We start from the raw sequence: 15563 nt of genomic DNA, 5'->3' as shown, positions 1-15563 counted from the left end.
AATTACTTCTCCTTGTGAATGTCCCAGAAGCTGGGACCGATGGGCTCGGGGAAATCGCCGGTTGCGACAAGGTAGCCCTCGTCGTCAACCTCGATGGGAAGCTGCGGGAGCGGACGGTGCGCCGGGCCGAAGACAACCTTGGCGCCGTCGGTGACATCGAAGGTCGACTGGTGGCACGGGCACAGCATGTGGTGGGTCTGCTGTTCGTAGAGCGCGACGGGGCAACCGACGTGCGTGCAGATCTTCGAGAATGCGAGGATTCCCTCGTGGCCAGCCTCGAGCGAGGCCTCATTCTTGCCGTCTGCAGGATCGATGCGCACGAGAATAGCTGCTGCTTTCGCGCGCTCCTCGATCCAGTCGGGAGTCTCCTCGGTGAGGCCCTCGGGCATCACGTGGAAAATCGAGCCGACGGTGACGTCCGAAGCCTTGATGGGCGTCTGGTCATGGTCGCGGGCGATGCGAACGCGCTTCTTGTTTTCCGTGGCACGGCCCCAGAACGTGTGGTGGAGCTTATTGCCGGGAAGGGGGCCGAGGGTCGAGATCGGAAAGAGAACGGCGATAGGAAGGGCTGCCAGCGCACCTACGAGAGAGGCGACGACCAGCGGACGGCGGGCGATACCGGACTCATCGATGCCGTCGACAAGAATCTTCGACGCGGCCTCGCGCGTTTCTTCATCGCCGCGCTGTGCGTGACGCTCCTCGGTGACTTCGTGATCGGGCATGAGGGTCTTTGCCCAGTGGATCGCACCTGCACCGATGAAGAAGATGCCAACAGCGAGGCCAATGCCCATGGTGAGAGTTGACCAGTGCACCGCTGCGAGGGTGCCTTCTTCTGCAAGGAGGTTCGTGCCCGTGGGGCTGAACAGGAAGTAGGAGGCGATAAAGAACGCCGTGCCGAGAATCGAGAGGACGAACAGCAGCGAGACGATGCGCTCGGCGCGCTTTTCGGCCTTCGGATCTAGGTCCGCCTGCCGGTATTCGTGCGGCGGCAGGCCGGGGTTGCGGAAACCGCCCTCTTCGGCGCGCGCGACGGTGCTTACGCCCTTGCGCGGCGAGGTGCCGTCGATGTTGTGTGTCAGTTCGTTCACTTTGCCTTAGCTCCCAACCAGATAGCGCAGCCGAGCAGAATCGCGAGAATCGCCGTCCAGGCGAAGAGGCCCTCGGTGACCGGGCCGAGTGCGCCGAGCGAGTAGCCGCCGGGCGAGCCGTTCTCTTCAAGCTGGTTGAGGTAGGCGATGACGTCGCGTTTGTCTTCGGGGCTCAGGTTGTTGTCGTTAAACACCGGCATGTTCTGCGGGCCGGATTCCATGGCTTCGTAGATGTGCTTGTCCTCGACACCGCGAAGAGTCGGGGCCCACTTGCCTTCCGTAAGTGCGCCGCCGGCAGCAGACGCGCTGTGGCACATGGCGCAGTTGATGCGGAAGATCTCGCCACCTTTGGTGACGTCGGCGCCTTCCTTGCTCAGCTGCTCCTCAGTGGGGATCGACGGGCCGGGGCCCAGCGAGGCCACGTATGCGGCAAGCTGCGAGATCTGCTTATCGGTGAACTGCACGGGCTTGCGCTGCGCCTGCGGGCCGGACTCCTGCATGGGCATGCGGCCCGTGCCCACCTGGAAATCAACGGCAGCGGCGCCAACGCCGATGAGCGACGAGCCAACCGTGTTGCCGTCACTGTCTTTGCGACCTTCGCCGTTCATGCCGTGGCACGTCGCGCAGTTCGAGACGAAGAGCTTCTTCCCTTCGGCGACGTCGGAGGCCGAGAAGGCCTCAGCGGATGCGTCTTTGGGGGAGAGGACGGCAAACAAACCGCCCGTGGCGATCAACGCCATCAAGATGATGGCAAGGAGCGCCATCGGGTGATGGCGGTGTGTGGCCAGAGCCTTCACTGTGAGGACCTCGTTTCGGTAAAGGGTGCGAATCCGAGTAGGGGAGCTTTAGAAGAAGGCCCAGTTGCCTTCAACGGTGTGGAGAACGAGCGGGTCAAGCAGGTAGACCACGAAGAAGAGGGCTACCCAGATGACGTCGACGAAGTGCCAGTAGTACGACACGCAAATCGCGCTGACCTCTTCGTGGTGCGTGAAATTCTTCGCGGAGTAGGCGCGCGCGAGAACGAAGAGGAAGGCGATAAGCCCGCCAAGGACGTGGAGGCCGTGGAAGCCCGTGGCGAGGTAGAAGATTGAGCCATGAGGCGTGCTCGAGATGGTGAGGCCCTTATGCACGAGCTCGGCATATTCGAAGGCCTGGCCCGACACGAAGATCGCGCCGAGAATGAAGGTGAGGGTGTACCACTCGATGAGGCCCCAGCCGGCGATGTTGACGATCGAGCCGGTGCGGCGCTTGCGGCGCTTTTCTGCGGCGAATACACCCATCTGGCACGTGATTGAGCTCGTGACCAGGATGAGCGTGTTGGTGATGGCGAAGTTGAGCGTGAAGTTCTTCTGGCCCTCGTAGAAAACCTCGGGTACGACGCCGTACAGCGTGAAGTACATAGCAAAGAGCGCACCGAAGAACATGATTTCGCTCGCGAGCCACACGATGGTGCCGACCTGAGTGGTGTTCGGCCTGCTCACGGGGGAGGTGCGAGGGGCGGAGGAAAGAGTCGCAGTTGTCACGGTTCTCATTCGTCGTTGGTCGGGTTGCGAGGCCATGCACGGCACATGGTCTCGGCCGCTGCGGGCAAGGCCCGTGCGGCCCTGCTGGGACAAAAGTCCGTGCGCAGGTTTTTTCAGCATACCTGTTGGAAGCGCGATTGTTGAATCGAACGGGGCTTTTGTCCCGGTTTTTTCCGTGATCTAAGCCGTGTTCCGTCTGGTGGGCTTGCTCTACGTCACGAGCGTTCACGCCTTAATATGGGCGCCATGACGGATCAAGAAATCTATACGTGGCCCGCGCTGACCCACGCCCTCATCAAAGGGCGCGATCTCACGTCCGAAGAGGCGTGGTGGGCAATGCAGCAGATCATGCGCGGCGACGTCGATCCGGTCCCTCTCGCCGGTTTCCTCGTGGCGCTTCAGGCGAAGGGAGCGGTGACCCATGAGGTCAACGCACTCTCCTCCTCCATGCTCGAGCACTCGAGAAGCATTAGTGCACCCTTTGGTGCCGTCGACATCGTGGGGACGGGCGGAGACGGCGCCCATACCGTCAATATCTCGACCATGGCCTCGCTCGTGATCCGCGGCGCGGGGATTCCTGTGGCAAAGCACGGCAACCGTGCCGTGAGTTCGAAATCGGGTTCGGCGGACGTACTCGAAGCGCTCGGGGTGCGCCTGAATCTTCCCGTGGAGGGCGTGCAGCGCGTGCTTGACGAAGCGGGAATCTCGTTTTGTTTCGCCCAGGTTTTTCACCCGTCGATGAAACATGGTGCGGTTGCCCGAGCCGGTCTCAAACTGCCCACGGTTTTCAATGTGCTCGGTCCCATCACCAATCCCGCCGGGGTTCGTGCCCATTCCGTCGGCGTGGCATTCGAGGAGATGGCGCCTGTCATCGCAGGTGTCTTTGCAGACCGCGGCGCGTCCGCCATCGTCGTGCGCGGGCGCGACGGCCTCGACGAGCTGAGTATCGCCGCCGAAACCGATGTGTGGGAGGTAAGGGACGGGTCCGTTACGTCGCACGTTGTCGCCCCCGAAGACTACGGACTCTCACGCGCACGTATCGATGCGTTGCGCGGTGGCGACCCCTCCTACAATGCCCAGGTGGCGCGAGACCTGCTTGCCGGCAAGACTGGGCCCGTGCGAGATGCCGTCGTGCTCAATGCCGCTTCGGGCATTGTCGCAGCCGAGGGGCTCAAGGAAAGTTCCGACGCCAGCCCTGCCTTCGCCGAGCGAATGCTCCGCGCGGTGAAACGGGCCGAAGACTCACTCGATTCCGGAGCCGCCAAGGCTGCGCTTGAGCGGTGGATCAACGTCTCGCAGAGCGTCGAAACACCCGCTGAAACTCTTCGATCGTAAAGCGGGCGGTAGACGGCATCGACCACTCGCCCTCCACGTGAACGATCCGGATGCCAGGTTTCGCGAGCCATTCGAGGATGAGCTCAGCCTCGTGGTGGTAGCCGAAGCACAGCGGGGCGCGCAGGGCGGCCTCCGCTTCGCTTTCGCGAGCAAGTGCCTCGATAGCCGAAAGCGGGTCGCTCCACGCCGGCATCGTGCGCGCTGCCCCGAGCCGCCCGTGCCGTACGGCAAGAACCTCCCACTGCCAGGGCGATTGAGTCGAAGCATCGTGGCACGAGATTTTGCGCGCCGCGACGAGGAATGGAACCTCCGCGATGGATCGCAATCGTGCGGCACGTCGCGCGGCATCAGCAAACAACTCGACCCTCGTGCGCAACGCCTCGGCGTTCTCGTAGAGGCCCCTCCCCACGAGCGCCCGCATCTTCTTCGCCGCGTACTCAAAAACATCGCTCGGATCCTCGGTGAGGGCCCGGTGCATTCGTGCGTGGAAGCCTGCGCTGCTGCGCACGGGCTCCGACGGTTCTGCGACAAACGTCGGTCCATGAACCGGCGGCACCGGCAACCCACCCGCGGCTGCCGACGGTTCCCGGGGAACCGTCGGACTTTCGGTCCCGGTGCGACCTTCCGCAGCACCAGCGTTCTCCTCTTCAGCCCCGATGGCCGCAGTCAGTGCCGCGTACACGAGGGAGCGAATCGGCTCGACGTCGTGGCGCGAGCGGAGCGGGCCGATATAGGCGTGGAGCGACGTTTCGCTTTTCACAGTGCGCGCAAGGCGCAGCCCATCGTGGGTGACTCGAAGCCAATTGCCCTTGGAAGGGCGGATTCCCTGGCGATTGGCGATGGGGCGCTCACTCGCGATTGCGCGCAGCTCGCGGATTGCAGCTTCGGCGTCGCTTGAACACTGCACAATGTCTATACGCTCGGTGACGGGAATGATATCGAGGACGGCTCGCCTGGTCTCGTTCGGTGAAAAGTAGGTGCGCACTCGCGAGCGGAGATTGCCCGACTTGCCGATGTACAGCGTTGAACCGTTGGCGTCGACGAAGGAGTACACGCCGGGCACGGGCGGGATGTCCGCCGCGAGGTGGCGTTTACGGATTTGGGCGGGGCTTGCTTTCTTCCCGTTTGAGGTGAGATCCGAGAGGTGGCTTGCGCCACCGGCAGAAAGTCGCGCGATGATCTCGTGGAGAACATCGACCGTTGCGCGCGCATCCGACAGCGCGCGGTGGTTGGGCACCGTCGTTGCCCCAACCGCTCCCGCGAGAGTCGAAAGCTTGTGGTTCTTCACTTCGTCACGTCCGAAAACGCGGCGCGCGAGTGTGAGCGTATCGACGACCTCGAAAGGGGGCCACCGGTAGTCGAGTTGAAGAGCGGCCGCCTTCAAAAAACCGATGTCGAAGCGTGCGTTGTGTGCGACGAGCACCGAGGTGCGTGCGAACTCGAGGAAAGCGGGGATGGCCGCTTCTGCGGACGGCGCATCGCGAACCATGTGGTCAGAGATCCCCGTGAGCGCGGCAATGTATGCGGGGATCGGGCGCTCTGGGTTGATGAAGGTTTGAAACTCCTCGACAACCTCGCCACCCACAACCCGTACGGCGCCAATTTCCGTGATGGCATCCAGCTCGGTATTCGTTCCGGTGGTCTCGAGGTCGACGACGACGAACTCGACGTCGATGAGCTCCGGGCCGAGATCCTCGAATGCCCGCTGCACGGCTCGAGTGATGGCGTTGCCGCCTTACTTCTTCGTGTAAATGCGGTCGATGACCTCGGAGAAGTCCTTCACAACAGCGGCACGCTTGAGCTTGAACGACGGGGTGAGGTAACCGTTTTCCTCCGTGAAATCCGCATCGATGATCTCGAACTTGCGGATCGACTCTGCGCGGGAGACCGAGGTGTTCGCTTCGTCAACGACCCTCTGGACCTCGGCGATGACCTGCTCGTTCGTAATGGCTTCGGCAAGCGACATCGACCCGAGCCCCTGGTTTTTGAGCCACCGGGGGAGCATTTCGCGGTCGAGAGTCACGATTGCGGACACGAACGGCTTTTGGTCGCCAAGAACGATGCACTGGCCAACGACGGGGCTCTGGCGAACGGTGTCCTCGAGCTGGGCCGGCGACACGTTCTTGCCTCCTGCGGTGACGATGATTTCTTTTGAACGGCCCGTGATCGTGATGTAGCCGTCCTCATCGATGCTCGCGGTGTCGCCCGTGTTAAACCAGCCGTCCTGGAGGGCCTGCGCGGTGGCTTCGGGGTTGTTCCAGTAGCCCTTGAATACCATGACGCCTTTGACGAGCAGCTCGCCCTTGTCGTTGAGCTTGACCTTGGAGCCGGGGAAAGGTGGACCAACGGTGCCAATTTTCACGTTCCACGGGTTGTTGACCCCCACGGGAGCGGTTGTTTCCGTAAGCCCGTAGCCTTCGAGAATGGTCACGCCGATCCCGCGGAAGAAATGGGGGAGGCGATCGCCAAGCGGTGCACCACCCGAGATTGCGTAGGTGAGTTTGCCACCCATGAGATTGCGCAGCTTCGAGTACACGAGCGCGTCGAACAGCTTGTATTGGGCTTTCACGTGCAGGGGAATCTTGCCCGTGTTGAGGCCCTTTGAATACTGGATGGCAACCTCGACGGCACGGTGGAAAATCTTGCCCTTACCGTCGCCAACAGCCTTCTGCTCAGCGCCGTTATACACCTTCTCGAAAACGCGCGGCACAGCGAGGAGAACGGTGGGCTTGAACGAGGCGAGGTCGTCAAGAAGGTGCTTTGCGTCGGGAGAGAACCCGGTCGTGCATGCCGTCACGATCGTGATGAACGTGATGTCGCGGGCGAACACGTGCGCGAGCGGAAGGAACATCAGCAGGCGCGATCCAGGGGGCATAACCGCCTCGCCCAGAAGACCCACTGCGTTGAGGGATTGATCCATGAAGTTCGCGTGCGTGAGCTCTACGCCCTTGGGTCGGCCGGTCGTGCCGGAGGTATAGACGATTGTCGCGGTGTCTGACTTGTGCCGGCTCTTGCGTGACTTTTCAATCGCGTCGTCGTTGATATCGGCTTCTGCGACGGAGAGCTGCTCGATGATGCCCTCTTCGATGACCCACACCTGCTCGAGATCCGAGAGCGAAGAGCGGACTTCGTCGATGTCCTGCGCATGGCCGGCGTTTTCGCAAAAAATGAAGCGCGCACCGGAATCGGAAGCGATCCATTCGATCTGGCCGGGGGAGGACGTTTCGTAGATCGGCACGCTGATCGCCCCGGTGAACCACAACGCCCAGTCGATGAGTACCCATTCGAAGCGCGTGCGAGACATGATCGCGACTCGGTCGCCGGGCTTGACGCCTTCGTTGATAAGCCCCTGTGCGAGACGCTTCACGAGCGTGATGAATTCCGGTGCGTACATGGGTGACCATGTGCCGGGCGTGAGCTGACGCTCCCACAGGGGAATGTCGGCGTACTTGGTGCGGCGTAGAAGGAGGAAGTCGGTGATGTTTTCGTCTGGCTTCGACTCTGCGATTTGCGGCGTTTCGAACTCGCGTGACACGGGGGAATGCTCCTTGACTTCGAGGCGGGGTTGCACTCGAGTGTACGCGCCTTACGTGCATCGAGGCATGGAGGAGGCCTCGTGTGGCGCGTTCCCTCCCTCACGGTGGGTGTGGCCCTATAGGGTTATCCCCGTGCATCTCTATCCCGTCTTGCAGCCGATCGTTAAATTTCTGCTCACGCTCTTCTGGCGCCCCACAGTTGCGGGCCTCCAGCACGTTCCGTCTTCGGGGCGCATGATCATGGCGTGCAATCACACCTCCGCGTTCGAAACTTATTTTGTGCCGTGCATGATTCCGCGCGAGATTCACTGGCTTGGAAAGGATGCTCTTTTCAAGGGCAAGGGGGTACCGGGGAAGTTTTTTGCATGGCTCATGCGCTCGGTCAATGTGATTCCCGTCGATCGTTCGGGAAGCGGTGGCGCGAGCTCGGCGCTCGACGCGGGGATCGCGGTGCTCGAAGGTGAGCACGCCCTCGGCGTGTTCCCCGAGGGCACGAGGAGCCATGACGGGCGAATGTATCGCGGTAAGACAGGCGCTGTACGTCTCGCGCTCGCGACGGGTGCGCCCATCCTCCCCGTCGCCGAACTTGGCGCCTTTGAGGCGCAACGCTCGAAGAATTCCATCGTGCCGAAGCTCCGTTCAAAGCTCCATACACAGATCGGTCCAACGATCGACATGCGCGCGCAGCTGGCGACGTTGAGGGCAGACAAGCCGAGCGACGCACCCGCCACGCGCGAAGAACTTCGCACGCTCACGCGCTCGCTCATGGAGGCGATTCGCGAGCTATCCGGCCAGGAGTATGTGGACGAGTACGCCGCGGACGTGAAGAAAAGACTCAAGGACGCGAACGCCTCGTAAGTTCCGGTCGCGAGAGTGCTGCTGAGCGGACCCACATGTCGCGCTCGTGACTTTCGCCTACTATGTCCGGGTGAGTTATCAGAACCGTAACGTTGCCGCGACATTCCACCCGTTCGAGCTTTCCGAATCATCCGCCCATCTCGAGGCGCTTTCGTCGTGGCGCGAATATCCGAGGGTCCAGCAACCAACGTGGCCGAACGAGCAGGAGCGGGCACGGGTCTTTGATGAACTGAGGGCCGCGCCCCCACTCGTGTTCGCGGGCGAAGTTGACCTTCTTCGCACCCACCTCGCTAAAGCAGCGCGTGGCGAGGCATTCCTCCTTCAGGGAGGCGACTGCGCAGAAACCTTTGCGGACTCGACTGCCGACCGCATCAAGAACAAGGTGCAGACGATCCTCCAGATGGCAGCAATCCTGACCTACGGCGCCTCGCTTCCCACGATCAAGATGGGGCGCATGGCCGGTCAGTTCGCGAAGCCTCGCTCGAGCGACACCGAGACGATCGACGGCGTGAGCCTCCCGAGTTACCGCGGCGATGCGGTCAACGGCTACGAGTTCACCTCCGAATCCCGCACGCCCGATCCCTCGCGCCTGTGGAAGATGTACACGACCGCTTCGCAGACCCTCAATCTTCTGCGCGCGTTCACGGGCGGCGGCTTCGCGGATCTGCGGCAGGTGCAGGCCTGGAACAAGGGGTTCGTGGAGTCCGACGCCTACTCGAAGTACGTGCGAGTCGCGGATGATATTGAGCGAGCCGTGCGTTTCATGGAGGCCATCGGTGTGGACTTCGACCCGATTCGCATGGTCGAGTTTTATTCGTCTCACGAGGCACTTCTCCTCGACTACGAGGAGGCCCTCGCGCGCGTCGACTCGCGCACGGGTGAGATCTACGGATGCTCTGGCCACTTCCTGTGGATCGGTGAGCGAACCCGCCAGCTCGACGGCGCCCACGTGCACTTTATGTCGCAACTGCGCAACCCGATCGGCGTGAAGCTCGGCCCGAACGCGAGCGCGGATGACATGCTTCGGCTCGCAGAGGTCCTTGATCCGGAGCGCGAACCGGGCCGTCTCACGTTTGTGACCCGCATGGGCGCCACGAACGTGCGCGAGAAGCTTCCCGTGCTGCTCACGGCAGCAAAGCGTGAAGGAATTGAAGCCGTGTGGGTGACAGACCCGATGCACGGCAACACGATCACGAGCTCGAACGGCTATAAGACTCGCCGTTTCGACGACATCATGGATGAGGTGCGCGGCTTTTTTGAGGCGCACTGGGAGGTCGGCACAAACCCTGCTGGTCTTCACATGGAGCTCACGGGCGATGACGTCACCGAGGTTCTAGGCGGTTCCAGCGAGCTTGACGAAGAGGGCTTGCACCGCCGCTATGAGACGCTCGTCGACCCGCGCCTCAATCACTCGCAGTCGCTTGAACTCGCGTTTCTCGTCGCCGACATGCTTGGCGATCGGCCGAGCTGATCACCGCTAGTACACCGTGATCGTCACGGTCGAGCCGCGCGGTACTTTGGTGCCGCCCGGCTGCGACTGCTGGGACACGAGGCCAAAGACGGGCGTGCCTCGCTCGTAGACGACCTGGACCTTGAGCCCGGCTTTTTCGAGCGCCGCGCGGGCGTCGGCTTCGCTCTTGCGGAAAACGTCGGGAACCCCCACGAGGTTGGGGCCGAGCGAGATGGAGATCTTGACTTCGCTGCCTGGAAGCACCGACGTGGCCCCGGCGGGATCTTGCGAGATGACCTGGCCGGCGGGCACGTTCGAGTTGTACTGCTCGTTCACTTTTGGCACGAGGCCCGCGCCTTCAATGGCTTTGATTGCCGCTTTGCGCTCACTTCCCGCGACGCTCGGAACCTCGACCGGCTCGGGTCCGTCACTGACCGTGAGCGTGACGTGCGTGCCCGCGGGCAGTGACGCGTCTGCGGGGTCTTGGCTGATCACGATGTCTTTCGGCACGTCGGCCGAGTATTCGCGGGTCTCGTTGACCTGAAAACCTGCGTCAGTGAGGGCTGAGGTGGCGTCGGAAACCGCCTGCCCTTTCACCTGCGGAACGTCAAAGAGTTCCTGCCCGAGGGAAATAGTGAGGCGCACGGAACTGCCTTTGCGGACCTCCGCTCCCGTGGCGGGATCCGAGGATATGACGTGGCCCTTCGGGACGTCGTCGCTGTAGGCCTGTGCCGTTGTCACCGTAAGTTGTTGCGCCGTTAGCGCGGCTTCAGCGTCGCTGAGAGTTGCGCCCGCAACGAGCGGCACGGTGCGCGCGCCGCCAGGGCCTTCTGTGTCGTACCAGCGTACGCCGCCAAAGACGAGCGCTGCGACGAGTGCAAGGACGCTTGCGAGTGCGAGGAGGCGCAGGGCTGGCGAGGGGTGGGACTCGCTCGCATGGGCACCGCGCGAGCGGCGAGGGCCCGTGAGGGTTACTTCTCGGATGCTTTCATCGGCATCGGGGGAGTCCGACGGCTGCTCGCGGAGCTCGAACTTTTTCCTGACCGCCGCTCCCGCACCGCTTCCGGTCGTGGAAAGTTCGCGACCTGAGGTGTCGTTTTCCCAGAACTTTTCTGAGGTTTTGTCATCGAGGAGGGCTTCGTTCGACGGCGATGCCGGGGATACCGGTGATACCGGGGAGGCTGGTGACGAAGCGGAATCGGTGCGCGCCGTTGAGGGCGAGAACTGGCGTGTGAGTCGAGGAACGCCGGCCGTCTCGGCATTGGCCTTGACGTTCGGTGCGGGATGCGCACGGTAGGCGAGTTCGGTGGGGCTTAGTGTGTCGAGAGCCTCGTCAAGGGCGAGGAGTACTTCGTGGGCGCGCGTGGGCCTCGAGGCGGGCAAACGCGAGGCCGCCCACGTGATGATGGAGTCAACAGAGGCGGGGATGCCCGACGCAAATTGTGACGGTGCGGGGATGTCCTCATGCGCGTGCTGGTAGGCGATATGCACGGCCGAGTCGCCCTGGAAAGGAGTGCGGCCCACGAGCATTTCGAACATCATGATGCCCCACGAGTACAGGTCGCTTCGGGCATCGCTCACGCCGCGTGTGACAACCTCTGGGCTGACATACGCGACCGTACCGAGCAAGGTGCCGGTGGCGGAGGTCGTCGCGGATCCAACGGCGCGTGCGAGGCCAAAGTCGGCGACGAGGATGTCGCGCTCGGCGTTCACGAGAACGTTTTCAGGCTTGATGTCACGATGGATAATTCCGGAGCGGTGTGCGGCATCGAGCGCGGCGAGGACGTCGCGGCCCACACGCAGCGCGCGTTTGAGGCTGAGGGTTTTGTCGCGGCGGAGTTCGTCGCGCAGTGTCTCGCCCTCGACGAGTTGCATGGCAAGGTACACGCGCCCCTGGTCTTCGCCCTGGTCGTAGACATTGACCACGTGGGGGTGGGTGAGCCGGGCCGCGCTTCGGGCTTCGCGGGAGAAGCGCGAGATGAATTCAGGGTTATCCGCGAGATGCGGGTGCATGATTTTGAGCGCGACAGGGCGATGCAGGCGCTCGTCGAAGCCGCGATACACCGTGGCCATGCCACCGCGTGCGATCAGGTGCTCGACGCGGTAGCGGTTGCTAAGGACGAGGCCGATGTCTGGGGAAGAAGACTCGGTACTCACGCCGCAAGTCTATGCGGGCAGCCGCCGGGTGCTCGCGCACGACACCCTGGAATATGCTGAAGGTGTGAATATCTCAGCTGACGACATCGACCGGCTCGACTCTCTCGTAGAGGCGTGGCTTCCACTGCCCGACGTCGCGGAGATCCTCGGTATCTCGGTGACCAAGGTGCAGCGCTTGATTGAGGACTTCCACCTCGTCGAGGTGCGCCGCGGAACCCATAAGGTCCGTTCTGTGCCCGCCGAATTCCTTCGTGACGGGGCGGTCCTTCCGCACCTTCGAGGCACGATCATGCTTCTCCACGACCAGCATTTTGCCGACCACGAGATCATCGAGTGGCTCTTTACCGACGATGCCTCTTTGCCCGGTCGACCTATCGACCATTTGCGAAGCGGGCAGCGTGGCGAGGTGCGCCGGCGCGCCCAGTCGCTCGGGTTTTAGCCGTATTTTTCGGGCACGGCCCGCGCGTCTTCACTCATGTGGGAAAGGGGCTCAGCGGTCGGTTCGGGCGAGTTTTCGCACGAGCAAGTCGAGGAGTTCGCACGATTCGCTCGAGGTGAGCGATGAGAGTTCGTTCGCGATAACTTCGCGCGCGTCGTCCTCGCGTTGACGAATGAGGTTCTCGACGCTCTCGCGTGCGCCCGTGGCCGTCATGATCTCGCGCACGCGTTCGATGCTCTCCGTATCTGCGTCAGAGTTTCCGACGGTTGCTGCGAGAACGCTGCGTTCGGTTTCGCCTGCGCGCTCCTGCGCGAGGGCGAGGAGCATCGTGCGCTTGCCTTCACGGATGTCTGAGCTTGTGGATTTCCCAAGGGCGGCCTCGTCCCCGAAGACTCCGTCGAGGTCGTCGCGGAGCTGGAAAGCTTCGCCAGCGGGAAGTGCGTAGGCGCCGAGGGATTCGAGGAGCGCGGGAGAAGCGCCGCAGCGAGTCGCGCCGATCATGAGAGGCCTGTGGACCGTGTAGGAGACGGTCTTCCAGCGCGTCACGAGGGAGGCGGAATTCGCTGCCGATTCGGTGGAGGTGATGGCGCCGGACTGGTTCAAGATGTCGAGGTACTGGCCGGCCATCACCTCTGCACACAGCGCCTGGAAATGAGCGCGGTCGTCGGCTCCGGCGAAAGCGTGAGAGGCAAGCTGATGGGCGAGCGCAAGGGCAAGGTCGCCGAGGATGACCGCGGTCGCGATACCGAAATCCTCCGCGCTTCCCGCGAGGTTGCGTGCCTCGTGTGCGTGCGTGGCGGCGGCATGAATAGCGGGGCGCCCCCTGCGGGTCGGCGAGTGATCGAGAACATCGTCGTGGATGAGGGCCGCTGCTTGCACGAGTTCGACGGCCGCGCCGAGTGTCGCCACGTCTTTCGCATCTGCGGCGCCGTGCGAAGGGTTGGCAGCACACGCGCCCGCGTGCACGAACATTGGTCGCAGGCACTTGCCTCCCTCAAGAAAACCCGTGAGGAGCGCGGCAAGATCTGCAGCTTCCGGCGCGATTGCCCCCAGGGCGTCGCCCTCGGTTTCGAGGAAGCGCGTGAGGGCTGTGGTGACGCTCTCGCGAACGTCGTCGAAAGGGGGGTGATACACGCGGATCCTCCTCGGCTCGGTGTGGTGTGCTCTCGCCGTGCTGTGTGAATTTCCATCGTGCCACAGAGCGACGAACTGCGGTTTGGGCCCCACAGACGCAGCCCTCCACAAGCGAGGATCTCAGGCCTGCACGCTCGGTCAATAGCGACAACTCTTGAGGCATGACACACAAAACACAGCATTATTCATGCGAGTCGCAAGCGCTTGCTCCCACCGTTAATCTGCTTGATGCACGCGATGTTTTTGCGGCAGTCGCCATGCACTTTGACCGTCTTGATATCGATTCCTCACTCATCGTCTTTGGATGTGGTGCGAGTCCAAATGGCGAGGCGGGGGTCATGCTCAGCAGGATGCGCATTGACGAGGGCACAGAGCCCGAATGGGCAGCCTTTGAGGTGTCGCGGCTCGCACTCAACCTCCAGGCGCTCGGCGCAACTCACCTCGCCGTCCTCGCTACGGGTTCGCCGGTTCCCGGCGAATGCACAGAGTGCCCGGGGGAGAGGGCCGAATGCTTCGATAGAGATCGTCACGACACGCAGACCATCGATCTGCTCGTTGCGCTGTGCGACCTTGTCGCCGAGGCGTGCCTCATGCGCGGTCTCACTATCCCCTGTGCCTTACACGCCTATGAAGGGCCGTGGGCGCTCAGCACAACGGCAGATGGCGACTACTGGAAGGTCGCGCACCTTGGTCTGCTCGAAGAAAGTCAGTTCGCCGCGAGCGCGGTCGCAAGCGGCATTCCCTTTCGCGAAAAAGTCGAGAGGGAAGCGATGGACGATGCTTTCCTTGCCGCCGTTCGCTCGCTGTGTGAGAGCGACAGCGACTTTCGCACCTTCACGTGTCTCGAGGGGCCGAGTCGTAGCGCGCTCGAGGAATTGAGTGCTCAGCACACGCGCCAAGAACGAGAGGGTGGGCGCATGGGGGATGGTGACTCCAAGCGCCTTCAGGACGCCGTTCACGTGCTCGCATCGCTAGCGGCATTGGGGCCCGGGCGTGACCACATCATCGCGCACGTCGTGGGATCTGAACAGGATGCTTTTGTGAGCCCCTCGGAAGCCATCGCTTCAGTGTTCGAGGACCCAGATTTTCTTCCGGGGCCGCATCTCATGCCCGGCGGCCAGGGCGATCGTGTGATCGAAGTGTTTAAAGGCCTGTGGCGAACGTCGAATGCGTGGGATTGTTCGCCTCGCTACCGCGAGGCTCTCGCCAATCTTGGGGCGATCGCCGCCTTCCTCCTGTGGTTCAGCGGGCGTATGGGGGAGGCCTTCCGCTTGGCGGATGACATCCTCGCAGCCGGAGACCACTGCGATATGGCTGAACTCGTCCTGGGGCTTGCGCATGCGGGAATATGCCCGCTTTGGCTTGAAAAAACGTATGCCTCCACTCATGGATGACTGTGGCCAGAGCGAGAGTCCGGGACCGCGTGTACGTGTGACGAATCGGGCCGAAACTCAGTAGACTTGGTCCGCACGATCATTGAGCTTCCCCCGCGTGCTCACTACTCGAGCGCGCTGTCTGTAGAAAGGATCGCCATGGTTGTCGTCGCCGCCTATGCCCCGACGTCTCAGGGAGATGCCGCGCTCGAGGCTGCGATCCGCGACGTGGCCGTCACTGACCGCGAGCTCCTCGTGGCCTCGTTCCCGTACGCGGATCCTTTCGAAGGTGCGTGCTGCGCGAACGCCGAGGAAGTCCAGGAAGCGATCAACCGCGTGTCTGCACGCATGAGCCACGACGAGCGCGCCTACCTCGAAACTCTCAAGGTGCGCGTGCGTGAGGCGGGAGCTGAAAGCAGCAGAGACATCGGTGATTTTCTTCTGCGGGTTGCGCGCGAGGAGAACGCGAGCGTCATCGTCATTGGCCTTCGGCACAGCGCCCCCGTAGGCAGACTCATGCTCGGTCAAACCGTGAAACGTCTCCTACTCGAGGCGCCGTGCCCCGTTCTCGTGACAAAAGACTAGGTGCGCCTGGAATAGATCCGAATATCGGGCCGTTATAATTGTACGGTTCGTGCGCGATTCGCCCGCCGCCACACGGTGCGAGAGC

The 15563-nt window shown here is 62.6% G+C and carries 13 protein-coding genes; 6 read left to right on the top strand and 7 right to left on the bottom strand.

The window, feature by feature from the left end:
- Positions 1-2 precede the first annotated feature (2 nt).
- The 3 genes from HMPREF3157_RS08575 to HMPREF3157_RS08565 are packed head-to-tail and all read right to left on the bottom strand — an operon-like array spanning position 3 to position 2620.
- Positions 3-1079, bottom strand: a complete 1077-nt coding sequence (locus tag HMPREF3157_RS08575) for a cytochrome bc1 complex Rieske iron-sulfur subunit (RefSeq protein WP_070436274.1) — start codon at positions 1077-1079, stop codon at positions 3-5.
- Between the two features lie 5 nt (positions 1080-1084).
- Positions 1085-1885 (bottom strand): cytochrome bc1 complex diheme cytochrome c subunit, encoded by an 801-nt coding sequence (locus HMPREF3157_RS08570; protein WP_016664688.1) that lies wholly within the window; start codon positions 1883-1885, stop codon positions 1085-1087.
- Between the two features lie 48 nt (positions 1886-1933).
- Positions 1934-2620 carry an aa3-type cytochrome oxidase subunit III gene (locus tag HMPREF3157_RS08565; protein WP_016664687.1) on the bottom strand — a complete coding sequence of 229 codons (687 nt, stop codon included), beginning with the start codon at positions 2618-2620 and terminating at the stop codon, positions 1934-1936.
- Positions 2621-2848: 228 nt separating this feature from the next.
- Here HMPREF3157_RS08565 and trpD point away from each other — a divergent pair, with 228 nt between their 5' ends.
- Positions 2849-3946, top strand: coding sequence for an anthranilate phosphoribosyltransferase (trpD, locus tag HMPREF3157_RS08560; protein WP_141740662.1), 1098 nt, complete (start codon positions 2849-2851; stop codon positions 3944-3946).
- Here trpD and HMPREF3157_RS08555 read toward each other — a convergent pair.
- Both HMPREF3157_RS08555 and HMPREF3157_RS08550 read right to left on the bottom strand, forming a co-directional pair.
- The gene (locus tag HMPREF3157_RS08555; RefSeq protein WP_083288128.1) at positions 3897-5657 is read right to left on the bottom strand and encodes a DEDD exonuclease domain-containing protein; all 1761 of its coding nucleotides are present in this window, start codon (positions 5655-5657) and stop codon (positions 3897-3899) included. The two genes, trpD and HMPREF3157_RS08555, sit on opposite strands and share 50 nt — an antisense overlap.
- A 24-nt stretch (positions 5658-5681) precedes the next feature.
- Entirely contained in the window at positions 5682-7481 is a 1800-nt protein-coding gene (locus HMPREF3157_RS08550; RefSeq protein ID WP_070436103.1) for an AMP-dependent synthetase/ligase, read from the bottom strand.
- Positions 7482-7614: 133 nt separating this feature from the next.
- On the opposite strand from HMPREF3157_RS08550, the gene HMPREF3157_RS08545 reads away from it, so the two are divergent.
- Entirely contained in the window at positions 7615-8340 is a 726-nt protein-coding gene (locus HMPREF3157_RS08545; protein ID WP_070436102.1) for a lysophospholipid acyltransferase family protein, read from the top strand.
- 70 nt (positions 8341-8410) lie between these two features.
- On the top strand, positions 8411-9811 hold the full coding sequence (locus tag HMPREF3157_RS08540) for a class II 3-deoxy-7-phosphoheptulonate synthase (protein ID WP_034374929.1): 1401 nt from the start codon (positions 8411-8413) through the stop codon (positions 9809-9811).
- A gap of 6 nt (positions 9812-9817) precedes the next feature.
- Here the strand turns inward: HMPREF3157_RS08540 and pknB are convergent, their stop codons facing one another.
- Entirely contained in the window at positions 9818-11947 is a 2130-nt protein-coding gene (pknB, locus tag HMPREF3157_RS08535) for a Stk1 family PASTA domain-containing Ser/Thr kinase (protein WP_070436101.1), read from the bottom strand.
- Between the two features lie 64 nt (positions 11948-12011).
- Here pknB and HMPREF3157_RS08530 point away from each other — a divergent pair, with 64 nt between their 5' ends.
- On the top strand, positions 12012-12386 hold the full coding sequence (locus HMPREF3157_RS08530; protein WP_246816562.1) for an Rv2175c family DNA-binding protein: 375 nt from the start codon (positions 12012-12014) through the stop codon (positions 12384-12386).
- Positions 12387-12437: 51 nt separating this feature from the next.
- Here the strand turns inward: HMPREF3157_RS08530 and HMPREF3157_RS08525 are convergent, their stop codons facing one another.
- Entirely contained in the window at positions 12438-13520 is a 1083-nt protein-coding gene (locus HMPREF3157_RS08525; RefSeq protein WP_070436100.1) for a polyprenyl synthetase family protein, read from the bottom strand.
- Positions 13521-13681: 161 nt separating this feature from the next.
- Here HMPREF3157_RS08525 and HMPREF3157_RS08520 point away from each other — a divergent pair, with 161 nt between their 5' ends.
- Positions 13682-14914 (top strand): hypothetical protein, encoded by a 1233-nt coding sequence (locus tag HMPREF3157_RS08520; RefSeq protein WP_070436099.1) that lies wholly within the window; start codon positions 13682-13684, stop codon positions 14912-14914.
- A gap of 138 nt (positions 14915-15052) precedes the next feature.
- Entirely contained in the window at positions 15053-15478 is a 426-nt protein-coding gene (locus HMPREF3157_RS08515) for a universal stress protein (protein WP_070436098.1), read from the top strand.
- The last annotated feature ends 85 nt before the right edge of the window (positions 15479-15563 follow it).

It is taken from the genome of Dermabacter sp. HMSC06F07, from assembly GCF_001807345.1.
In the GTDB taxonomy this organism is placed as follows: Bacteria; Actinomycetota; Actinomycetes; order Actinomycetales; family Dermabacteraceae; genus Dermabacter; species Dermabacter hominis.
The sequence above is the reverse complement of the archived record's forward strand: the minus strand, read 5'-3'. Positions and strand labels throughout refer to the sequence as shown.